This window comes from Arsenicicoccus dermatophilus (assembly GCF_046267915.1).
GTDB classification, from domain to species: Bacteria; Actinomycetota; Actinomycetes; order Actinomycetales; family Dermatophilaceae; genus Arsenicicoccus; species Arsenicicoccus dermatophilus_A.
In genome coordinates, this window is sequence record NZ_CP176520.1 from 1,965,238 (window position 1) to 1,986,694 (window position 21,457).

Here is a 21,457-nt window from a genome sequence, read left to right on the forward strand (position 1 = left end):
ACACCGGGTCAGCAGGATGCGGCCGGACCCACGCAGGCAGCCATCGCCGGCACGGCCGAGGCGTTGAGCCGGCGGATCGCCGCGGTGGTCGCGTCGGCCCCCGGGTCCCCGCCCTCGGCGAGGTCGCTGATCCGGCGACGCAGGTCGCCGCGCGACATGCCGAGCTCGTCGGCGCGGAAGACCTTGCCGTCCAGCCGGAGCCCGTGGACCAGGCCGACGAGGGCGAGGTCCGCAGGCCGCGGCGAACCGCCCCGCAGCACCTCAGCGAGCTGGGCCCGCAGTTGCTGCTCCGGCTGCCGGTCGACCAGGGGGAACCTCGTCGGCACCAGGCCCCACAGGGAGCCCTCCTCCTCGCGGACGACACCCCGCCGCGCGAGGTAGCGGCCGACCACCCGGTCCAGGCCCTTGGCGACCGGGGGAATGGTCGACGCGAGGCGTTTGCCGTCGCGGCCGGCGAACCGCACGAGTCCCTCGTCCAGCAGCTCGTCGCCGGTCGGCGTCTGGTCGACCACGACGAGCCGCTTGCCGTTCGGGCTCACCGCGAGCCGGCCGGCCAGGACCAGGTCGGTCAGCAGCGCGCCGGCGAGGCCGTAGGTCGTCTGCTGGCCCCAGGCCCGGGGGTGGCCGTCGTCCTTGAGGGCCAGGAGGAAGAGTGCGGTGGCGGTCGTGGGCTGCGTCGTCGTCATGACCACGACGCTACGGAGCCAGGGCCGTTCGCGGATCCACCCTGAGGTGGGTCCGGGTCCGGCCCCGGCTCCACCGGCGGTATGACGGCGTGGGCCGTCCCTCCGCCCGTGGTCAGGGCAGGTCGGCTACCAGCTGCTCCAGCTCGACCCGCGGCCCGGTGAAGAAGGGCACCTCCTCGCGGGTGTGCCGACGGGCCGCGGCACCGCGCAGGTGGCGCATCAGGTCCACGATCCGGTGCAGGTCGTCCGCCTCGAAGGCCAGCAGCCACTCGTAGTCGCCCAGTGCGAAGCTGGCGACCGTGTTGGCTCGCACGTCGGGGTAGTCCCGGGCCATCCTGCCATGCTCCACCAGCAGGTCGCGACGCTCCTCGTCGGGCAGGAGGTACCACTCCAGCGACCGGACGAAGGGGTAGACGCAGACGTAGGCGCGCGGGGTCTCGTCAGCCATGAAGGCCGGGATGTGGCTCTTGTTGAACTCCGCCGGGCGGTGGATGGCGACGTTGGACCACACCGGGTCACAGGCCCGCCCGAGCGTCGTGCGCCGGAACCCGTGGTAGGCCCGTTGCACGGCCTCGACCGACTCGCCGTGCCACCACACCATGAAGTCCGCGTCGCCGCGCAGTCCGGCGACGTCGTAGAGCCCGCGCACGGTCACCAGGCCGTCGGCCGCCAGGGCGTCGAAGAAGGCCTGGGTATCGGCCAGGATCTCGGCACGCTCCTCGGGCAGCGGCTCCGTCACCTGGAACACCGACCACATCGTGTAGCGGATCGAGTCGTTGATGGCCCGCACCTCGGCGGGGCTGGGACGGTGGTGCTGCTTCGGCTTCAGGCTCATGGCTCCATCATCCCACCGGTCCACCCGCCCGCACGACGCGCGGGACCGGTCGCCACGAGGGCGACCGGTCCCGCGACCTCGCCGGGGCCGGAGTCCGACCGGGCGGATCAGCCCTGGAAGCGGGCGATCTTGGCGAACTCCTCGGCATCCAGCGAGGCACCGCCGACGAGGGCACCGTCCACGTCGGGCTTGGCCATGATCTCGGCGACGTTGCCCGACTTCACCGAGCCGCCGTAGAGGATGCGGACGCCGTCGGCCAGCTCTGCGGAGTAGAGCTCACCGAGCTTGCGCCGGATGGCCTCGCAGACCTCCTGGGCGTCCTCGGGGGTGGCGACCTCGCCGGTGCCGATGGCCCAGATGGGCTCGTAGGCGATGACGATGCTCCTGGCCTGCTGCTCCGGCAGGCCCCGCAGGTCGGCCTCGATCTGGGCGAGGACGTGCTCGACCTGCGTCCCGGCCTTGCGGACCTCGAGCGGCTCGCCGCAGCACAGGATCGGGGTCAGACCGTGCTTGTAGGCCGCCTTGACCTTGGCGTTGAGCAACTCGTCGCTCTCCTGGTGGTACTCGCGGCGCTCGGAGTGCCCGACGGCGACGTAGGTGCAACCGAGCTTGGCGAGGAAGGCGCCCGAGATCTCGCCGGTGTAGGCGCCGGAGTCGTGCTGGGACAGGTCCTGCGCGCCGTACCGCAGATCGAGCTTGTCACCCTCGACCAGGGTCTGGACCGAGCGGATGTCGGTGAACGGGACGAGCACGGCGACCTCGACGGCCGCGTGGTCGTGCTTGGCGTCACGCAGGGTCCAGTCGAGCTTCTGCACCAGGTGGGTGGCCTGCAGGTGGTCCTGGTTCATCTTCCAGTTGCCGGCCATGAGAGGCGTGCGGTTGGCCATGTGGGGCTCCTTGTCGCTGTGGGGCGTGCCACCGGGTGGCGGGTGGCTGCGGGATGGTCGGTCGTACGTCGAGAAACGGCCCCGCGTCCCAGGCGTGGGTCGCGGGGCCGCTTCTCGTGGTGCTGCGTGGCCGGGGTCAGCCGAGGACGGAGATGCCCGGGAGGTCCTTGCCCTCGAGGTACTCCAGGCTCGCGCCACCACCGGTGGAGATGTGGCCGAACTGGTCGTCGGAGAAGCCGAGCTGACGCACGGCGGCGGCGGAGTCGCCACCACCGACGACGGTCAGCGCGCCCGCGGCGGTGGCGTCGACGAGAGCCTGCGCCACGGCCTTGGTGCCGGCCGCGAAGGGCGCCATCTCGAAGGCACCCATGGGGCCGTTCCAGAAGACGGTCCGGGCGTCGGCGATCTTCGACGCGTAGAGCTCGGCGCTGCGGGGCCCGATGTCCAGGCCCATCTGGTCGGCGGGGATGGCGTCGGCGGCGACGGTCGTGACGTCACCCTCGGCGCTGAACTGCGCGTTGCAGACCACGTCGACGGGCAGGACGATCTCCACGCCCGACTCCTCGGCGCGCCGCAGGTAGCCCTGGCACGCCTCGATCGAGTCCTCGTCGAGCAGGCTCGTGCCCACCTCGTGGCCCTGGGCCTTGAGGAAGGTGAACACCATGCCGCCGCCGATGAGGAGGCGGTCGGCCTTGCCGAGGAGGTTGTCTATCACCGCGAGCTTGTCGGCGACCTTGGCACCGCCGAGGACGACGGCGTAGGGCCGCTCGGGGTCCTCGGTGAGGCGCTCGAGGACGTCGACCTCGGCCTTGACCAGACCGCCCATGGCGGCGGGCAGGAGCTGCGCGACGTCGTAGACGGAGGCCTGCTTGCGGTGCACGACGCCGAAGCCGTCGGACACGTAGGCGTCGGCCAGGGCGGCGAGCTCCTCGGCGAAGGCCTTGCGCTCGCCGTCGTCCTTGCTGGTCTCTCCGGCGTTGAAGCGGAGGTTCTCCAGGAGGGCCACCTGGCCGTCCTGCAGGCCCGCGACCGTGGCCTTCGCCGACTCCCCCACCGTGTCGGTGGCGAAGGCGACGTCCTGGCCGAGCAGCTCGCCGAGGCGACCGACGACCGGCTTGAGGGAGTACTTGTCCTCGGGCGCGCCCTTGGGGCGGCCGAGGTGGGCGCACACGATGACGCGCGCGCCCGCCTCGGCCAGCTCCGTGATGGTGGGCACGGAGGCCCGGACCCGGCCGTCGTCGGTGATCCGGTCACCGTCGAGGGGCACGTTGAGGTCCGAGCGGACGAGGACCCGCTTGCCGCGCAGGTCACCCAGGTCGGCAATGGTCTTCATCAGTGATCTCCGAATCTGTTGGTCAGCAGGCAGGTCAGGCTCAGAGCTTGGAGCCGACCAGGGCGGTCAGGTCCACGAGTCGGTTGGAGTAGCCCCACTCGTTGTCGTACCAGCCGACGACCTTGACCGTGGTGCCGATGACCTTGGTCAGCTGCGCGTCGAAGATGCAGGAGGCCGGGTCGGTCTCGATGTCCTTGGAGACGATCGGGTCCTCGGTGTAGACGAGCTTGCCCTTCATGGCGCCCTCGGCGGCCTTCTTGACGATCTCGTTGACCTCCTCGACGGTGGTCTCGCGGCCGGCCTCGAAGGTCAGGTCGGTGGCGGAGCCGGTCGGGGTCGGGACGCGCATGGCGTAGCCGTCGAGCTTGCCCTTGAGCTCGGGCAGGACGAGGGCCACGGCCTTGGCCGCACCGGTGGTGGTCGGGACCATGTTCAGGGCCGCGGCGCGCGAGCGACGCAGGTCCTTGTGCGGGCCGTCCTGGAGGTTCTGGTCCTGGGTGTAGGCGTGGATGGTGGTCATCAGACCACGCGTGATGCCCAGGCCGTCGTTGAGGGCCTTGGCCATGGGGGCCAGGCAGTTCGTGGTGCAGGAGGCGTTGGAGATGATGTGGTGCGCGGCGGCGTCGTACGTGTCGTCGTTGACGCCCATCACGATGGTGATGTCCTCGTTCTTGGCGGGCGCGGAGATGATGACCTTCTTGGCGCCGGCGTCGAGGTGGGCCTTGGCCTTGGTGGCGTCGGTGAAGAAGCCGGTGGACTCCACGACGATGTCGACGCCGTTGTCCTTCCACGGCAGCGCGGCCGGGTCCTTCTCGGCGAAGGCCATGATCTTCTTGCCGTCGACGGTGATGGACTCCTCGTCGTAGGTCACCTCACCGGGGAAGCGGCCGAGGATCGAGTCGTACTTCAGCAGGTGGGCCAGCGTCTTGTTGTCGGTGAGGTCGTTGACCGCAACGACCTCGATGTCGGCACCGGAAGCCACCACGGCGCGGAAGAAGTTGCGGCCGATGCGGCCGAAGCCATTGATCCCAACGCGAACAGTCACGTCTTGAGCCTTCCTAGAGGGTCTTCAACTTGGCGTTGTCCACCCTAGTGCAGCCCAGCGTGACCCGCGTTACCGGGGCGTGACCCGACCCGCGGTCCGAGCGGGCGTCCCGGCATCCGGAAAGCCGCTGCTCAGAGGTCGAGCATGTCCGGCGTCAGGTTGGCCTCGGTGCCGGGGATCCCCAGGTCCTGGGCCCGCTTGTCCGCCATCGCGAGCAGCCGGCGGATCCGGCCGGCCACGGCGTCCTTGGTCATCGGCGGCTGGGCGAGCTGTCCCAGCTCCTCCAGGCTCGCCTGCTTGTGCTCCAGGCGCAGGGTCCCCGCCTGGCGCAGGTGGTCCGGGACCTCGTCCCCGAGGATCTCCAGCGCCCGCTCCACCCGGGCACCGGCCGCGACCGCGGCCCGGGCGGACCGGCGCAGGTTGGCGTCGTCGAAGTTCGCGAGGCGGTTGGCCGTGGCCCGCACCTCGCGGCGCATCCGGCGCTCCTCCCACGCGAGGACGGCGTCGTGGGCGCCCATCCGCGTCAGCATCGCCCCGATCGCGTCACCGTCGCGGATGACGACCCGGTCGATCCCTCGGACCTCGCGGGCCTTGGCCTGGATCCCGACCCGCCGGGCCGCACCCACCAGCGCGAGCGCGGACTCCGGTCCGGGACACGTGATCTCCAGGGCGCTGGAGCGGCCGGGCTCGGTGAGCGACCCGTGCGCCAGGAAGGCGCCGCGCCAGGCGGCGACCGCGTCCTCGGCGGCCCCCGACACGACCTTCGGCGGCAGTCCGCGGACCGGGCGGCCGCGGCCGTCGATCAGGCCGGTCTGGCGGGCGAGGGCCTCGCCGTCCTTGGCGACGCGGACGAGATAGCGGCTGCCCTTGCGCAGCCCGCCGCCGGACAGCACCCCGATCTCGCTGGTGTAGCCGTAGACGTCGGTGATGTCCTTGACGAGTCGCCGGGCCACGGAGCCGGTGTCGACCTCGGCCTCCACGACGATGCGGCCACCCACGATGTGCAGCCCCCCGGTGAAGCGCAGGATCGCGGAGACCTCCGCCTTGCGGCAGCTCGGCTTGGTGATGGGAAGGCGGCTGAGCTCGTCCTTGACCATGGCCGTCATCGACATGCGCTTCATCCTGACAGTGAGCAGACCAAAGGTGGCCCTAACGGGGTAATGCTGGCAAATGTGCCACAGATCGTGCCGAATGGACAACGTTCGGTAGCCGATCGCGTCAGGTCATGATGTCGCGGTAGACCGCGGCGAGGCGCAGCGAGTCGTGGTGGCCGTGGCTGCCCGGCTCGGCCACGGGCGCGAGCAGCAGCTCGGCCCCCAGGGCGCCCGCGGCGGCCCGCAGCGCGGACTCGTCCCCGACCACCGAGGGATCGGCCAGCACGACGTCCAGCCGCAGCCCCCGGGCGTGGTCGGCGAGCACCTCCAGGTGGCGCTCCGCCGAGAAGCCGTTGGTCTCCCCGGTGTTCAGCACCAGGTTGAGGTTGAGCAGCCGACGCGCAGAGGTCTCCAGCAGCGCCTCGCGCAGCTCGGGCACCAGCAGGTGCGGCATCACCGAGGTGAACCACGAGCCGGGCCCCAGGACCACCCACTCGGCCTCGCGCACGGCCCGCAGGGCCTCGGGGTGCGCGGGCGGCTCCGCCGGGAGCACCGACACGGAGCGGACCTCGCCGGGGGTCGTGGCGACGCGGGCCTGGCCACGGACCACGCTGGACCCTTGCGGGTCCGCGTCGTCCAGGCCCTGGACCACGGCCTCGATGGTGAGCGGGACCGCCGCCATGGGCAGCACCCGGCCGCGGGCGTTGAGCAGCCGCCCCACCATGTCCAGGCCCTGAACCGGCTCGCCGAAGTGCTCCCACAGGGCGAGGATCAGCAGGTTGCCGAGACTGTGGCCCCCGAGCGGCCCCTGCCCGGCGAAGCGGTGCTGCAGGACCGACGCCCAGGTCGTGCCCCACTCGTCGTCGTTGCAGAGGGCGGCCAGCGCCATCCGCAGGTCCCCGGGGGGCAGCACGTCGAACTCCTGCCGCAGCCGACCCGACGACCCGCCGTCGTCGGCCACGGTGACGATCGCGGTGATCCGGTCGGTGACCAGGCGCAGGGCGGCCAGCGAGGCGGCCAGCCCGTGCCCACCTCCCAGCGCGACGACCAGGGGCCCCCTCACTCGCGCCCCAGGTCGCGGTGGACGGTGAGGGTGCCTACCTCCGGCCCCTGCAGCTCTCGCGAGAGCCGCTCGGCGACGGCGACCGAGCGGTGCTTGCCGCCGGTGCACCCCACGGCGAGGGTGACATAGCGGCGCCCCTCGCGGACGTAGCCGGAGATCATCGCGTCCGTCATCGCCACGACCCGGTCGACGAACTCGTCGGCGCCGAGCTGGTCGAAGACGAACCGGGACACCTCGGGGTCGCGCCCGGTCTTGCTGCGCAGCTCGGGCACCCAGAAGGGGTTGGGCAGGAAGCGCATGTCCAGCACGGTGTCGGCGTCCAGCGGTATGCCGTACTTGAACCCGAAGCTCATCACCGCGATCCGCAGGCGGGGGCCTCGCTCGCTGTCGAAGATCTGGGCGATCTTGGCGGAGAACTGGTGGACGTTGAAGCCGCTGGTGTCCACGATGACGTCCGCGACCGAGCGGATGTCGCCGAGCCGCTCGCGCTCGGCCTGGATCGCCTCGAGCAGGCCACCGTCACCCTGCAGCGGGTGAGGTCGCCGGACGCTCTCGAAACGCCGCACCAGCGTCTCGTCGGTGGCGTCGAGGAAGACGATGCGGGGCTTCCAGCCGTGGTCACGCAGCTCCTGGACGGCCTCGGACAGCTGCTCGAACATGTTGCGCGTGCGGACGTCGACGACCGCGGCCACCCGCAGCACCTCGGGCTGCTGCTCACGCAGCAGGGTGGCCATCGGCGCGAGCATCTGCGGGGGGATGTTGTCGGTGACGAACCAGCCGCTGTCCTGCAGGACGTTGGAGGCGGTGGAGCGCCCGGCCCCGGACAGGCCGGTGACCACGACGAACTCGTGGCCGGCGGTCACCACCGGCATGTCGGCGGTCGGCGGCTCGGCGTTCCGGGGCTTGGCGTTCCGGGGCTCGGGGGTCGACGCGGCGCGGGGGGCGGTGGGCTCGGCCACGGTGCAGGCTCCTCGGCAGGGGGACGGGGGCCTCAGTCTAGGCGGGGCCCCGGTGCTGGCCCTGCCGGCCGCGCGGCCGATCGGCAGGTCGCTCAGTCGAGCACCTCGCCCGTGGTCAGGTTGACGGCCGGCTCGGCCGTCCCCTCGCGCAGTCGGTCATGGACGGTCTGCGCCAGCGCCGGACCGACGCCCTTGACGGTCTGCAGCTCGGCCACGTCTGCCTCGCGCAGGCGCCTGACCGAGCCGAAGGCCTGGAGCAGCGCCTTCTGCCGGGCCTGCCCGAGCCCGGGTATGCCGTCCAGGGCGCTCGTGGTCATCGCCTTGGACCGGCGCTGCCGGTGGAAGGTGATCGCGAAGCGGTGGGCCTCGTCACGGACCCGTTGCAGCAGGTAGAGCCCCTCGCTGGAGCGCGGCAGGATCACCGGGAAGTCGTCGCCCGGCAGCCATACCTCCTCCAGCCGCTTGGCCAGCCCGACGAGCGCGACGTCGTCGACGCCCAGCTCCTCCAGCACCGCCTGGGCGGCGTTGACCTGCGGAAGCCCGCCGTCGACCACGACGAGCTGCGGGGCGTAGGCGAAGCGCCGGGGCTTCCCGGTCTCCGGGTCGATGCCCGCGGCCACGGCCGCGACCGCCTCGGCGTCCCCCGACGCGAGCGCCTCCGCGGCGTCGGCCTGCTGGGCGAGGTGTCGCCGGAACCGGCGGGTCAGCACCTCGCGCATGGCGGCGGTGTCGTCGACCTGCGGGTCCTCGCCCTCGGGCGCGTCGCCGCGGACGATGAACCGGCGGTACTCCCCCTTGCGGGGCAGCCCGTCCTCGAAGACCACCATGGACGCGACGACGTTGGTCCCCTGGACGTGCGAGACGTCGTAGCACTCGATTCGCAGGGGTGCCTCGGTGAGGCCGAGGGCGTCCTGCAGCTCCTGGAGGGCTTGGCTGCGGGCGGTGAGGTCCCCGGCGCGGGCGACCTTGTGACGGGCGAGGGCCTGGTCGGCGTTGCGCCGGACGGTGGCCATCAGCTCGCGCTTGTCCCCGCGCTGCGGGACCCGCACCTCCACGCCGGAGCCGCGCAGGTTCGTGAGCCACTCCTGCACCGCGAGGTGGTCGGCCGGCAGCACCGGGACCAGCACCTCGCGAGGGACCCCGTCGCCGCTCTCCCCGCCGTACACCTGCTGCAGGAGCCGGGCGACGAGCAGCGCCGGGGTGGCCGTGTCCTCGGACTCGCGCTCGACGACCCAGCCGCGCTGCCCGCGGATGCGGCCGCCGCGGACGTGGAAGACCTGCACGGCGGCCTCGAGCTCGTCGTCGGCGACGGCGAAGACGTCGGCGTCGGTGGCGTCGCCGAGGACGACCGCGGACTTCTCCAGGGCCTTGCTCATGGCCTGGAGGTCGTCGCGCAGCATCGCCGCCCGCTCGAACTCGAGCGCGTCGGACGCGGCGAGCATCTCCCGCTCAACGCGCTTGACGAACTTCGTCGTCGAACCGGCCATGAAGTCGCAGAAGTCCTCCGCGATCGCCCGGTGCTCCTCGGCGCTCACCGTGCCGACGCAGGGGGCGGAGCACTTGTCGATGTAGCCGAGCAGGCAGGGGCGCCCGACCTGGGCGGCCCGCCGGAAGACCCCCGAGGAGCAGGTGCGGACGGGGAACACCTTGAGCAGCAGGTCCAGCGTCTCGCGGATCGCCCAGGCGTGCCCGTAAGGACCGAAGTAACGGGTGCCCTTGCGCTTGGCGCCTCGCATGACCTGCGCGCGGGGGAACTCCTCCCCCATGGTCACGGCCAGGTAGGGATAGGACTTGTCGTCGCGGTACTTGACGTTGAAGCGGGGGTCGAACTCCTTGATCCAGGAGTACTCCAGCTGCAGGGCCTCGACCTCGGTGCGCACGACGGTCCACTCGACCGAGGCGCCGGTGGTGACCATGCGACGGGTGCGCGGGTGCAGGGCGGAGATGTCCTGGAAGTACGAGCTCAGTCGGCTGCGCAGGGACTTCGCCTTGCCGACGTAGATGACCCGCCCTTCCTGGTCGCGGAAGCGGTAGACACCCGGGTCGACCGGGATCTCCCCGGGTCGCGGTCGGTAGGTCGAGGGATCAGCCACCGGGACAGGGTATGTCCCGGTGCCGACACACCGTGGTCGGCTGCGCACCGTGGCTGCGGGGCGGCCACGGCGCGCGGGACCGTGGGCCTCGTCGAGGTCCCGGCCCGGGTCCAGGACAGGACGTGGGGGGCCTCGCAGATGGGCTCAGCGCAGCGCGGCTGCGCGCCGACGCAGGTGTCGCAGGTCCTCCAGCCGTGCCTCCCAGGTGATCCCGAGGGCCAGGAGCACCGCTCCCCCGGCCCCGAGCGGCAGCCAGGGCGGCAGGTAGCCCACCCACGGGGCCGCCCGGACCAGCGCCAGCACGGCCAGCACCGTCGCCCCCACGCGCAGGTGCGCCGCCGTCCGACGGGCAGCCCCGACCACGACCAGGGCGACCGCGCCGACGACCACCGCGAGCGCCCGACCCGAGGACAGGTCGGCGAGGCACACCAGGGCGCTGGTGCCCAGGGCGATCCCGAGCACCGGGAGCGCGGGCGCGGACGGCACGCGCGACGTCACCAGCTCGCGCCAGGCCCAGGGTGCGAGGGCGGCCGCGGCGGACAGGGAGTAGGCCTCCGGGGTGCTCACCTGCAGGTCGGCGAGGAGCAACCAGGCGGAGCCCACCGCGCAGGCGGTCGCCGGGAGGGCCCAGGTGCGACGCGTCGCGGTCGAGGCGAGCGCGGCCCGGGTCAGGCTGACCAGGGCGGCTCCGGCCAGCACGCCCGAGAGCAGCCGGAGGTCCGGTGCGGCGGCGGACACCGCGGTGGCCCACCAGGGCAGGCTCCACAGAGCCCGTCCCCGGGGCTGCGGGGCGGCTGCGCCGAGCAGGACGATCGCCACGGCGGCGCCGACGCCGACCGCCGTGGCGGTGGTCGGCGCCAGGCCCGACTGGTGGGCGGTCCACGGCACGGCGCAGGCGGCGAGGACGGGTCCGAGACGGTCGGCCCAGGTGGCCCGTCGCCTCCCCACGAGGGCGTTCAGCCCGACGAGCACGAGCACCGCGGCCGGCCAGGTCCAGGCGACGACCGGGCGCGGGGCCCGGGGCCACCCGTGGGCGGGCTGTCCGCCTGTGGTCAGACCGACGGTCTGGGAGAGGGCGGCGCGACCCAGACCGTCGGCGAGGGCTTCGAGCAGCGGTATGGCGAGGACGGCGGTGGCGGGCAGCACCACCGCGGCGGTGGCGAGGACGCGTGGTGCGGGTCCGCCGGCTGCCGTCGTCCGGCGTGACCACAGTCCCAGGCCCCCCGCCAGAGCGCCGGCCAGGCAGCCCGCCAGGACCAGGGAGACCCAGGGCCCGAGGTCGGCAGGGAGCAGTCGCACCGCGCCGACGACCCACTCGGCGGACGAGGCGGCGGCCGCGGCCTGCAGCAGCGTGGGGATGGCCGCGGCAGACGTCGAGGTGCTCGCCCCGTCGGGTCGCTGCTGCGCGGGCCCGGTCCGGTCAGGGCCGGTCCGGTCAGGGCGAGTCTGATCAGGCGATGCCACCTCGGGCCGCGACGGCGCCAGGTCGAGCTCGGGCGGGACCCACCGGACGTCCTGTGGCCAGGAGACGCGGCTGGTGATCACGCCCGCCAGGGCCAGGGCGGCGGCGAGGGCCTGCAGCTGCCAGGCGTCCCGGAGCGCGGCCGTCGCCGTGGCGGCCGTCCCGGCCGCGGCGAGGGCGTCGGCGAGCACGACGAGGACCGAGGCGATCCCGCCGAGAGCCGCCCCGGTCAGGGCCAGCGGGGCGGTGCGCAGCAGCTGCGGGCGCCGTGCGGCGACGAGGGCCACCACCGGGACCGCCAGGAGGGTGAGGGCCCGCCGGTCCCCCAGCTGCGTGCACGTGATCATGAGGGCGGCGCAGGCCCCGAGCCCGGTGGTCGCGTCCGCCGCCAGCCACCGGCGTGCGCTGCGCAGCTGCGTCGCCCCGCCGGCGATCCCCAGCAGGGCCCAGCCGATGGCGTCCTCGCCGGGGAGCTCGACCTCGGCCACCAGGATCCGCCAGGCCACCATGGTCAGCGCTGCTGCCAGTGTCCCGAGGGTCTCCGCCGAGCCCACCAGACGTCGCCGGTCCAGAGCCCGGGCGCCGACGAGCGCCGTGCCGGCGAGGAGCAGCAGCACCGCGGCGCGGCCGACCCAGCCCAGCAACGCCCAGCCCACGAAGGCGAAGACGCTGCCCGCCGCCAGCACGCACAGGGCTCCGACCGTGAGCAGCACCCCGCGCCCCCGGCCCGCGGCTCCGGACCTCGCCTGGGTCCCGCTCCCGGGCCGGGTGGCGTCGGCGTCGTGCGTCGGCACGGAAGACGCCGCGGCACGGGCCGGGTCGACCGGCACGCCGAAGGCCGCCCGGTCGGCGACCAGGGCGGCCTTGGTGCGGTCGGCCTCATGGAGCGCGGCGGCGAGACGGGCGACGAGCGGGTGGCCGAGCTGCACGGTGCAGCCCTCGCAGCGGGGCGCGCCCGCGGCGAGGGGGGACCCGCAGACGGGACAGTGCTCGGGGTCGAAGTACGCCACCGGGGGTGGGACGACGGAGGCCCGGGTGGAGGTGATCGCAGCCATGGCCTCAGCCTGGCGGCCGGGGGGCCGCTCGGGGAGAGCAGGAGTACTCACCCCTGCTGGGGCGGGTGCTACGCGGAGGACCCCTCGGCGGTCGTCGGGGTCGCCGCCTTCGCCGTGACCGCCCGGCCAGCTGTGGACCTGGGGGCGGTCGCCTTCTTCGCAGCCGACTTCTTCGCAGTCGCCTTCTTCGCCGGGCTCTTGGTCGCCGTGGCCTTCTTCGTGGTCGTCCCGCTCGCGGTGGGGTCGGCGTGGGTCGAGCCTCGGGCCGCGGCGGCGGACTTCGTCGCCGCGGCCGCCGCCCGGCGGATGCCCGCGCGCACCGGTCGGTCGATCGGCACGGCCACCTTGGCGTCGAAGGTCTCGGTCGTCTTGGCGATCACCGGGGCGAGGAAGCGGCCGGTGTGGGACGCCTCGCTGGCCGCCACCTCCTCCGGGGTGCCGGTGGCGACGACGGCGCCGCCGCCCGAGCCACCCTCGGGGCCCATGTCCACGATCCAGTCGGCATTCTTGATGACGTCGAGGTTGTGCTCGATGACGAGCACGGTGTTGCCCTTGTCGACCAGGCCCTGCAGGACGAGCAGCAGCTTGCGGATGTCCTCGAAGTGCAGCCCGGTCGTGGGCTCGTCGAGGACGTAGATGGTCCGTCCGGTCGAGCGCTTCTGCAGCTCTGCGGCGAGCTTGACCCGCTGGGCCTCACCGCCCGACAGGGTCGTCGCCGGCTGACCGAGCCGGACGTAGCCCAGGCCCACCTCGACCAGCGTGCTCAGGTGCCGCGAGATGGCGGGGACCGCCTCGAAGAACGCCGCCGCCTCCTCGATGGGCATGTCCAGGACGTCGGCGATGGTCTTGCCCTTGTAGTGCACCTCCAGGGTCTCGCGGTTGTAGCGCGCCCCATGGCACACCTCGCACGGGACGTAGACGTCCGGCAGGAAGTTCATCTCGATCTTGATGGTGCCGTCGCCGTTGCACGCGTCGCAGCGACCGCCCTTGACGTTGAACGAGAACCGACCCGGCTGATAGCCGCGGACCTTGGCCTCCGTGGTCTGTGCGAAGAGCTTGCGCATGTGGTCGAAGACACCGGTGTAGGTCGCCGGGTTGGACCGGGGCGTGCGTCCGATGGGTGACTGGTCGACGTGGACCACCTTGTCCAGGTGCTCCAGCCCGGTGACGGTGCGGTGGCGGCCCGGCACCTGCCGGGCCCCGTTGAGCTTGTTGGCCAGGACGGTGTAGAGGATGTCGTTGACGAGCGTGGACTTCCCGGACCCGGACACCCCCGTGACGGCGACGAGGTTGCCGAGCGGGAAGGTCACGTCCACGCCGGTCAGGTTGTGCTCGGTGGCCCCGACGACGGTCAGCTCCCGGCCGGGCTCCTGAGGGCGCCGCGTCGCCGGCATCGGAATCTCCCGTCGTCCGGCGAGATAGGCCCCGGTGAGGGAGGACTCGCTGGCCAGCAGCTCGGCGACCGGTCCGCTGTGGACGACCTTGCCGCCGTGCTCGCCGGCGCCCGGGCCGATGTCGACCACCCAGTCTGCGGCCGCGATCGTGTCCTCGTCGTGCTCCACGACGATCAGCGTGTTGCCCAGGTCGCGCAGCCGGGTCAGCGTGGCGATGAGCCGGTGGTTGTCCCGCTGGTGCAGGCCGATCGACGGCTCGTCCAGGACGTAGAGCACGCCCACCAGGCCGGACCCGATCTGGGTGGCCAGGCGGATGCGCTGGGCCTCCCCGCCGGACAGGGTGCCCGCCGGACGGTCCAGGGACAGGTAGTCCAGGCCGACGTCCAGCAGGAACCCGAGGCGGGCGTGGATCTCCTTGACCACCCGCTCGGCGATCTGCCGCTCGCGCTCGGTGAACTCCACGCCGCGCAGGAAGGACGCGGCGTCGCCGATCGACAGACTGCAGACCTCGGCGATGTTCTTGCCGCCCAGCAAGACCGACAGGACCTCGGGCTTGAGCCGGGCGCCGGCGCACACCGGGCAGGGGATCTCGCGCATGTAGCCCTCGTAGCGCTCGCGCGACCACTCCGAGTCGGTCTCCGCGTGCCGCCGGCGCACGAACGGCAGGACTCCTTCGAACCCGGTGGAGTAGGACCGCTCCCGCCCCCACCGGTTGCGGTACTTCACGTGCACCTTGTGGTCCTGGCCGTGCAGCAGCGCCTCACGGGCCCGGTCCGGCAGCGAGCGCCACGGCACGTCCAGGCTGAACGACAGGTCCTTGGCCAGCGCCCCGATCACGCGCAGGAAGTAGTCCTGGGAGCCGCTGCCCTGGGCCCAGGGTGCGATCGCCCCGTCGCGGATGCTGAGCTCCTCGTCCGGGATCACCAGGTCGGGGTCGACCTCCAGCTCGGTGCCGATGCCGGAGCAGTGGGGGCAGGCGCCGTAGGGCGCGTTGAACGAGAACGTGCGCGGCTCGATCTCGTCGATGGCCAGCGGGTGGTTGTTGGGGCACCCCATCCGCTCGGAGAAGCGGCGCTCGCGTGCCACGGGACGGCCGTCCTCGTCGGTGTCGCCCCCCTGGACGTCGACGAGCTCGACGGTGAGGATGCCCCCGGTCAGACCCAGCGCGGTCTCCACCGAGTCGGTGAGCCGCTGCTTGCCGGTGGCGTCGCCACCCTTGGCCACGAGCCGGTCCACGACCACCTCGATGGTGTGCTTGCGCTGCTTCTCCAGCGTCGGCGGCTCGGTGAGGGAGATGACCTCGCCGTCCACGCGCGCGCGGGAGAAGCCCTTGGTCTGCAGCTCGGCGAAGAGGTCCACGAACTCGCCCTTGCGGCCCTGCACGACCGGGGCAAGCACCTGGAAGCGGGTGCGGTCCGGGAGGGCGAGGAGCTGGTCCACGATCTGCTGCGGCGTCTGCCGCCCCACCGGCTCCCCGCAGGTCGGGCAGTGCGGCCGGCCGGCGCGGGCGAAGAGCAGCCGCAGGTAGTCGTAGACCTCGGTGATGGTGCCCACCGTCGACCGCGGGTTGCGGTTGGTGGACTTCTGGTCGATCGACACCGCCGGCGACAGGCCCTCGATGAAGTCGACGTCGGGCTTGTCCATCTGCCCGAGGAACTGGCGGGCGTAGGCCGACAGGCTCTCGACATACCGCCGCTGTCCCTCGGCGAAGATCGTGTCGAACGCGAGGGAGGACTTGCCCGAGCCCGACAGCCCGGTGAACACGACCAGCCCGTCGCGCGGCAGGTCCACCGAGACGTTGCGCAGGTTGTGCTCCCGGGCCCCGCCGACCACGAGCCGATCGTGCTGCGCGCGAGGCTGCGGGGTGCGGGCGGACGAGCGGGACGCGAGGGAGGTGTCAGGCACGAGCGTCATCGTAGGTGGGCCCACCGACATACCCCCCTCCTGACACTCTGCGTGCTCGGACGGCTGCCGAGAGGCACGGACCGGTGGTCTCGTCTAGGGTCGTCCGTATGACGGACGCCACCTTCGACGCCGACCTCGGCGAGCTCCGCACCCAGACCGCCCGGCTCCTCGAGACCGCCGCCCGCCTGGACGACGAGGCGCTGCGCGGCCCCTCCCTGTGCACCGGGTGGACCCGGGCCCACGTCCTCGCCCACGTCACCCGCAACGCCCGCGCGATGCGCAACCTCGTCGCCACCGTCCAGGGCACGCCGACACCCATGTACGCCTCCCAGGAAGCCCGGGACGCCGACATCGAGCAGGGTGCCCGCCAGTCGCGCGTCGAGCTGCTCGCCGAGCTGCGGACCTCCGCCGAGGAGCTGGACCGGGCCCTGGCCGGGCTGGACGACACCGCCCGGGCCGCCACCACCCAGGTCGGCGGTGGCCGCACCCTCTCGGGTGCGCAGCTGCCCTGGCACCGGCTGCGCGAGGTCGCCTGGCACCACGTCGACCTCGACGCCGGCTACTCCTTCGCCGACGCCCCCGCCGAGCTCGTCGGGAGGTGGTTCGAGGAGCAGGTCGCCGAGCTGCGCGCCGACGCCGACACCCCCTCGATGTGCCTGCGGACGAACGAGCGCGACGTGGTGTCCTTCGGCGACGGGCAGCCCACGGTCAGCGCCTCCCGTGCCGGGCTGCTCCTGTGGCTCCTGCGCGACCGCGCGGACCAGATCGACGCGCCCGCCCACGACCGGCTGCCCCGGCTCGGCCCCACCACCCCCGACCCCACCCACGAGGAGGACCCTCAGTGACCTACACCGGAGACGTCGCCCCCGACGGCCCGTCCGACGTCCGCGAGCTGCCGCACCTGACGATCCGCAAGTGCGCGGTGTCGGCGATGCACAACAACGTCTACCTGCTCACGGACCGGGCGACCGGCCGACAGCTGCTCGTCGACGCCGCCGACGACGCCGCCCGGATCGGACGGCTGGTCCACGAGGGCACCGGCCGCCTGGACCTGCTGGTGACGACCCACCAGCACTGGGACCACACCCGTGCCCTCAAGGACGTCGTCGAGGACACCGGCGTCCCGACCGCCGCGAGCGCGGTGGACGGCAAGGCCCTGCCGGTCCGCCCCGACCGCGAGCTGGCCCACGGCGACACGATCGAGCTCGGCGAGTCCGTCCTGCGGGTGATCGAGCTGCGCGGCCACACCCCCGGGGGGATCGCGCTGGCCTACGACGACCCCGACGGGGACTCGCACCTGTTCACCGGTGACAGCCTCTTCCCCGGCGGCGTCGGCAACACCAAGAACCCCGGCCAGTCCTTCCCGCAGCTCATCGACGACGTCGAGGAGCGCATCTTCGGAGAGTACGACGACGCCGACTGGGTCTATCCGGGCCACGGCGGCGACACCACCCTCGGCGCCGAGCGACCCAACCTCGACGAGTGGCGCGCCCGCGGCTGGTGAGGAGGGGCGCCTCCGAGCGCCTGCGCCCCGGGGGCTAGGTTGGGTATGAATCGGTTTACCCTCTGCAGTCCCAGGAAGTGGTCTCATGCGCGCCCTCGTCAAGCCTCACGCCGGCCCCGGTCTCGAGCTGAGGGAGGTGCCGGAGCCCCAGGTCGGACCCGGTGAGGTCAAGATCCGGGTGCTGCGGGCCGGGCTGTGCGGCACCGACCTGCACCTGGAGCAGTGGGACGACTGGGCGGCGTCGATGGTGCACCCGCCGATGACGATCGGGCACGAGTTCTACGGTGAGATCGTGGACCTCGCCGACGACGTCGTGTCCGGCACCGGTTCGGCCAACCTCCAGGTGGGACAGCGCTGCTCGGTCGAGGGACACATCGTCTGCGGGATGTGCCGCAACTGCCGCGCCGGCCGCCGCCACATGTGCCCCAACACCAGCTCCATCGGGGTCAACCGCGACGGCGCCTTCGCCGACTACGTCGTCGTGCCGGCGACCAACGTCTGGGTGCAGCCCGACGGCATCGACCCCGAGCTGGGTGCGTTGTTCGACCCCTTCGGCAACGCCACCCACACCGCCCTGCAGTTCCCCATGGTCGGCGAGGACGTCCTGATCACCGGCGCCGGGCCCATCGGGGTCATGGCCGCGGCCATCGCGCGGCACGCCGGGGCCCGCCACGTCGTCGTCACGGACATGAGCGACTTCCGTCTGGGGCTGGCGCAGGGCGCAGGGGCGACCCGGACCGTCAACGTCCAGCAGGAGGACCTGCGAGAGGTCCAGCGCGAGCTCGGTATGACGGAAGGCTTCGACCTCGGCCTGGAGATGTCCGGGGCCCCTGCCGCCATGCGCCAGCTCATCGACAACTGCAACTTCGGCGCCAAGATCTCGATGCTCGGGCTGCCCAAGGAGGGTTTCCCCGTCGACTGGGGCAAGATCATCACCCACATGCTCACCATCAAGGGCATCTACGGCCGCGAGATGTTCGAGACGTGGTACCACATGACCTTCATGCTCCAGTCCAGCCCCCAGCTGCGGGACGCCGTCCGGTCGGTCATCACCCACCGGGTCGGTCTTGACGACTGGCCGCAGGCCTGGGCCGCCGCCCGCTCCGGCGAGTGCGGCAAGGTCATCCTCGAGATCGCCGACTGACTGCCCCTGCCACCCAAGGAGATCCGCATGTACGCTATCAAGGCCGAGCTGGCCACCACGCTGCAGGAGATCAAGGACGCCGGGCTGTGGAAGGCCGAGCGTCAGCTCACCAGCCCCCAGTCCGCGCACGTCACCACCGCCACGGCCGACGCGCTGAACTTCTGCGCCAACAACTACCTCGGCCTCGCCGACCGCCCCGAGGTGGAGGAGGCTGCGGCCGCGGCGCTGCGCGAGTGGGGCTTCGGCATGGCCTCGGTGCGCTTCATCTGCGGCACCCAGACCACCCACAAGCAGCTCGAGAAGGCCCTGTCGGACTTCCTCGGCACCGACGACACGATCCTGTACTCCTCCTGCTTCGACGCCAACGGCGGTGTCTTCGAGGTGCTCTTCGGTGCCGAGGACGCCATCATCAGCGACGAGCTCAACCACGCGTCGCTCATCGACGGGATCCGGCTGTCCAAGGCCAGGCGGTACCGCTACAAGAACGCCGACATGGCCGACCTGCGGGCCCAGCTCGAGGCCATCCGCGAGGCGGGCGCCAAGCGGGTCGTCGTGGTCACCGACGGAGTCTTCTCGATGGACGGCTACCTCGCGCCCCTGCGTGAGATCTGCGACCTGGCCGAGGAGTTCGGCGCGATGGTCATGGTCGACGACTCCCACGCCGTGGGCTTCGTCGGTGACGGCGGCCGCGGCACGCCCGAGCACTTCGGGGTCATGGACCGGGTCGACATCATCTCCGGCACCCTCGGCAAGGCCCTGGGCGGCGCGTCCGGCGGCTACATCAGCGCCCACCAGGAGATCGTCGACCTGCTGCGCCAGCGATCCCGCCCCTACCTGTTCAGCAACGCGGTCGCCCCCTCGGTGGTCGCCGGCTCCCTGAAGGCCCTGGAGATCGCCCGCGACTCCGCCGAACCCCGCCAGGTGCTGCGCCGCAACGCCGAGCTCTTCCGGCGCCTGATGACCGAGGCCGGCTTCGAGCTGCTCCCGGGCGAGCACGCCATCATCCCGGTGATGTTCCCCGGCGAGGACGGCGCCCGTCAGGCCGGTCAGGTCGCCGACGCCATGCTGGAGCGGGGGGTCTACGTCATCCCGTTCAGCTACCCCGTGGTCCCGCAGGGCCGGGCCCGGATCCGGGTCCAGATGTCGGCGGCGCACTCCGAGGACGACGTGCGCGCCTGCGTCGACGCCTTCGTCGCCGCCCGCGAGCAGGTCACCGGCGCCTGACCACCGGCCCGACCGGCCCTCCCGCCGCCTCCGCCGCCGCTCACCGCTGCGGTGGGGGCGGCGGCACGAGCGTGCTCAGCACGGCCTCGCCCACCGCGGCGAGAGCCGGCAGCACGCTGACCGAGTAGTCCTGCTCGTGGCGGCGGTCGTACATGTCGGTCGCCGTGACGGCCACGCAGCGCCAGGACCCGTGCGCCTCGATCAGCGCGACGTCGTGGCGCAGGCCCGGCAGGTCTGCCGGCTTGGAGCCGCGGACGACCTGGTCCGGGAGCAGAGCGGTGACGCCATACGCGTGCCGCTGCTCCCCCAGCAGGGCCCGGGCGAGCCTGGTCGAGGACTCCCCCACGGCGCGCCCCGAACGCAGCATCGCGAGCAGGCCCGCCTGGTCCGCGGCGGTCGTGAGGTTGTCCCGGCCGGCCTCCGCGGCCGCGTGGTCCACCAGGTCGCGCTGCACGACGGTCTGCATCAGCCCGAGATCGGTGGCGCAGCGGGTGACCCGCTCGTGCCCGAGGAGCTGGAGCAGCAGGTTGCCCGCGTCGTCGTCGGCCAGGGTGACCATGAGCCGCAGCAGCTCGATGACGCTCAGCTCGGTGACCGTGGGGAGCAGGCTGAGGGCCCCCGCACCACCGACCCGCCGCTCGGGCACCCGCAGCTGCTGGTCCAGGCTCAGGCGCCCCCGGTCCACCTCGTGCAGCGTCGCCAGGAGCACCAGGATCGTGATCAGGCCGGCGGCCGGCACCCGACGGTCCGCGTCCCGCCCCGCGAGGACCCCCTGCGGACCGACCACCTGGACGGACAACCGACCCGGTGCGTGCCGCACGATGTCCTGGAGATCACGCTCGAGCTGACGGGTGGGGTCCAGGGTCATGTGAGGCAGTATGACCGCCATGAGCCCGCAACGCCGTGCAACACCGCCGCTACTCGTCGTAGCCGCCATCGTCACGGTCCAGCTCGGCGGGGCACTGGCGGCCACCCTGGTGCCCGTCCTTGGCGCGCTCCCCACCGTCGCCCTGCGCCTCGGCCTTGGTGCCACCGTGCTCCTGCTGGCCACCCGACCTGGGGTGCGCGGTCACGGCCGCTCGGGATGGCTGGCCGTCGTGGCTCTCGGGACCACGCTGGCGGTCATGAACTCCACGTTCTACGCCTCCCTGGCCCGCCTGCCCATCGGTGTCGCCGTCACGGTCGAGTTCCTGGGGCCGCTCACCCTCGCCGCCGCGCTGTCGCGGCGACTCGTCGACGCCCTGTCGGTGGCCGCCGCCCTCGCCGGCGTCGCTCTCGTCTCGGGCGCGCTGAGCATCCCCTGGGCCGCGCTGGACCACCTGGGCATCGGGTTGGCCCTCGCGGCGGGGGCCTGCTGGGCGGCCTACATCGTGTGCAGCCAGCGGGTCGGCCGACACTTCCCGGCCGTGGACGGGCTCACCCTCGCGATGCTCGTGGCAGCGGCGCTCGTCGTGCCGCTCGGTCTGGCCCAGGCCGATCCCGCCGCACTGACCCCCGGCCGGTGGGGCGCTGCCTTCGGGGTCGCCTTGCTGTCCAGCGTGATTCCCTACTCGCTCGAGCTCCTTGCCTTGCGCGACCTGGACGCCCGGGTCTTCGGGGTGCTCCTGTCGCTGGAGCCCGCCGCGGCCGCGTCAGCCGGACTGGTCGTCCTCGGGCAGCGGCTCGACCGGCCGCAGGTCGTGGGCATGGCGCTCGTGGTCCTCGCAAGCGTCACCGTGATGCGCGGCAGGTCGGCGCCGCGGCCGACGGCACCGACCTGACCCTCGCCGCGGCG

General features: G+C 72.6%; 17 protein-coding genes. 5 read left to right on the top strand and 12 right to left on the bottom strand.

What is annotated here, in order from left to right:
* Positions 1-8: 8 nt before the first annotated feature.
* The 11 genes from ACK2IS_RS09540 to uvrA all read right to left on the bottom strand — a co-directional run bounded on the left by ACK2IS_RS09540 (position 9) and on the right by uvrA (position 15,841).
* Complete coding sequence (locus ACK2IS_RS09540) at positions 9-686, bottom strand: GOLPH3/VPS74 family protein (RefSeq protein WP_409483101.1); 678 nt, start codon at positions 684-686, stop codon at positions 9-11.
* Positions 687-798: 112 nt separating this feature from the next.
* Entirely contained in the window at positions 799-1,521 is a 723-nt protein-coding gene (hemQ, locus tag ACK2IS_RS09545) for a hydrogen peroxide-dependent heme synthase (RefSeq protein WP_409483102.1), read from the bottom strand.
* A 107-nt stretch (positions 1,522-1,628) separates the two neighbouring features.
* Entirely contained in the window at positions 1,629-2,408 is a 780-nt protein-coding gene (gene tpiA, locus ACK2IS_RS09550; protein WP_409483103.1) for a triose-phosphate isomerase, read from the bottom strand.
* A 136-nt stretch (positions 2,409-2,544) separates the two neighbouring features.
* On the bottom strand, positions 2,545-3,741 hold the full coding sequence (locus ACK2IS_RS09555) for a phosphoglycerate kinase (protein ID WP_409483104.1): 1,197 nt from the start codon (positions 3,739-3,741) through the stop codon (positions 2,545-2,547).
* 40 nt (positions 3,742-3,781) lie between these two features.
* The gene (gap, locus tag ACK2IS_RS09560; protein ID WP_409483105.1) at positions 3,782-4,786 is read right to left on the bottom strand and encodes a type I glyceraldehyde-3-phosphate dehydrogenase; all 1,005 of its coding nucleotides are present in this window, start codon (positions 4,784-4,786) and stop codon (positions 3,782-3,784) included.
* 131 nt (positions 4,787-4,917) lie between these two features.
* Positions 4,918-5,898, bottom strand: coding sequence for a DNA-binding protein WhiA (whiA, locus tag ACK2IS_RS09565; protein ID WP_409485657.1), 981 nt, complete (start codon positions 5,896-5,898; stop codon positions 4,918-4,920).
* Between the two features lie 106 nt (positions 5,899-6,004).
* The gene (gene yvcK / locus ACK2IS_RS09570; protein ID WP_409483106.1) at positions 6,005-6,943 is read right to left on the bottom strand and encodes a uridine diphosphate-N-acetylglucosamine-binding protein YvcK; all 939 of its coding nucleotides are present in this window, start codon (positions 6,941-6,943) and stop codon (positions 6,005-6,007) included.
* Positions 6,940-7,815, bottom strand: a complete 876-nt coding sequence (gene rapZ / locus ACK2IS_RS09575; protein ID WP_409485658.1) for an RNase adapter RapZ — start codon at positions 7,813-7,815, stop codon at positions 6,940-6,942. Before rapZ ends, yvcK begins: the two co-directional genes overlap by 4 nt.
* Before the next feature lie 179 nt (positions 7,816-7,994).
* Positions 7,995-9,995, bottom strand: coding sequence for an excinuclease ABC subunit UvrC (uvrC, locus tag ACK2IS_RS09580; protein WP_409483107.1), 2,001 nt, complete (start codon positions 9,993-9,995; stop codon positions 7,995-7,997).
* Between the two features lie 144 nt (positions 9,996-10,139).
* Positions 10,140-12,512, bottom strand: a complete 2,373-nt coding sequence (locus ACK2IS_RS09585) for an SCO7613 C-terminal domain-containing membrane protein (RefSeq protein ID WP_409483108.1) — start codon at positions 12,510-12,512, stop codon at positions 10,140-10,142.
* A gap of 68 nt (positions 12,513-12,580) precedes the next feature.
* Entirely contained in the window at positions 12,581-15,841 is a 3,261-nt protein-coding gene (uvrA, locus tag ACK2IS_RS09590; protein ID WP_409483109.1) for an excinuclease ABC subunit UvrA, read from the bottom strand.
* A 77-nt stretch (positions 15,842-15,918) separates the two neighbouring features.
* On the opposite strand from uvrA, the gene ACK2IS_RS09595 reads away from it, so the two are divergent.
* From ACK2IS_RS09595 to ACK2IS_RS09610, 4 genes are all read left to right on the top strand, one after another.
* On the top strand, positions 15,919-16,656 hold the full coding sequence (locus ACK2IS_RS09595; protein ID WP_409483110.1) for a maleylpyruvate isomerase family mycothiol-dependent enzyme: 738 nt from the start codon (positions 15,919-15,921) through the stop codon (positions 16,654-16,656).
* On the top strand, positions 16,653-17,315 hold the full coding sequence (locus tag ACK2IS_RS09600; protein ID WP_409483111.1) for an MBL fold metallo-hydrolase: 663 nt from the start codon (positions 16,653-16,655) through the stop codon (positions 17,313-17,315). Before ACK2IS_RS09595 ends, ACK2IS_RS09600 begins: the two co-directional genes overlap by 4 nt.
* Positions 17,316-17,400: 85 nt before the next feature.
* Entirely contained in the window at positions 17,401-18,459 is a 1,059-nt protein-coding gene (tdh, locus tag ACK2IS_RS09605) for an L-threonine 3-dehydrogenase (RefSeq protein ID WP_409483112.1), read from the top strand.
* Between the two features lie 27 nt (positions 18,460-18,486).
* Positions 18,487-19,683, top strand: a complete 1,197-nt coding sequence (locus ACK2IS_RS09610) for a glycine C-acetyltransferase (RefSeq protein ID WP_409483113.1) — start codon at positions 18,487-18,489, stop codon at positions 19,681-19,683.
* A gap of 40 nt (positions 19,684-19,723) precedes the next feature.
* On the opposite strand, the gene ACK2IS_RS09615 is transcribed toward ACK2IS_RS09610, so the two are convergent.
* Positions 19,724-20,551, bottom strand: a complete 828-nt coding sequence (locus ACK2IS_RS09615) for a serine hydrolase (RefSeq protein ID WP_409483114.1) — start codon at positions 20,549-20,551, stop codon at positions 19,724-19,726.
* Between the two features lie 19 nt (positions 20,552-20,570).
* Here ACK2IS_RS09615 and ACK2IS_RS09620 point away from each other — a divergent pair, with 19 nt between their 5' ends.
* Positions 20,571-21,443, top strand: a complete 873-nt coding sequence (locus ACK2IS_RS09620) for an EamA family transporter (protein WP_409483115.1) — start codon at positions 20,571-20,573, stop codon at positions 21,441-21,443.
* Positions 21,444-21,457 lie beyond the last annotated feature (14 nt).

Excerpts from the sequence above, each read along its gene's own strand:
- tdh (WP_409483112.1), top strand. The coding sequence starts at position 17,401 with ATGCGCGCCCTCGTCAAGCCTCACGCCGGCCCCGGTCTCGAGCTGAGG.
- ACK2IS_RS09540 (WP_409483101.1), bottom strand. The coding sequence starts at position 686 with ATGACGACGACGCAGCCCACGACCGCCACCGCACTCTTCCTCCTGGCC.
- ACK2IS_RS09585 (WP_409483108.1), bottom strand. The coding sequence starts at position 12,512 with ATGGCTGCGATCACCTCCACCCGGGCCTCCGTCGTCCCACCCCCGGTG.
- uvrA (WP_409483109.1), bottom strand. The coding sequence starts at position 15,841 with ATGTCGGTGGGCCCACCTACGATGACGCTCGTGCCTGACACCTCCCTC.
- ACK2IS_RS09610 (WP_409483113.1), top strand. The coding sequence starts at position 18,487 with ATGTACGCTATCAAGGCCGAGCTGGCCACCACGCTGCAGGAGATCAAG.
- ACK2IS_RS09595 (WP_409483110.1), top strand. The coding sequence starts at position 15,919 with ATGACGGACGCCACCTTCGACGCCGACCTCGGCGAGCTCCGCACCCAG.
- rapZ (WP_409485658.1), bottom strand. The coding sequence starts at position 7,815 with ATGCCGGTGGTGACCGCCGGCCACGAGTTCGTCGTGGTCACCGGCCTG.
- ACK2IS_RS09555 (WP_409483104.1), bottom strand. The coding sequence starts at position 3,741 with ATGAAGACCATTGCCGACCTGGGTGACCTGCGCGGCAAGCGGGTCCTC.
- ACK2IS_RS09620 (WP_409483115.1), top strand. The coding sequence starts at position 20,571 with ATGAGCCCGCAACGCCGTGCAACACCGCCGCTACTCGTCGTAGCCGCC.
- whiA (WP_409485657.1), bottom strand. The coding sequence starts at position 5,898 with ATGTCGATGACGGCCATGGTCAAGGACGAGCTCAGCCGCCTTCCCATC.
- tpiA (WP_409483103.1), bottom strand. The coding sequence starts at position 2,408 with ATGGCCAACCGCACGCCTCTCATGGCCGGCAACTGGAAGATGAACCAG.
- hemQ (WP_409483102.1), bottom strand. The coding sequence starts at position 1,521 with ATGAGCCTGAAGCCGAAGCAGCACCACCGTCCCAGCCCCGCCGAGGTG.
- ACK2IS_RS09615 (WP_409483114.1), bottom strand. The coding sequence starts at position 20,551 with ATGACCCTGGACCCCACCCGTCAGCTCGAGCGTGATCTCCAGGACATC.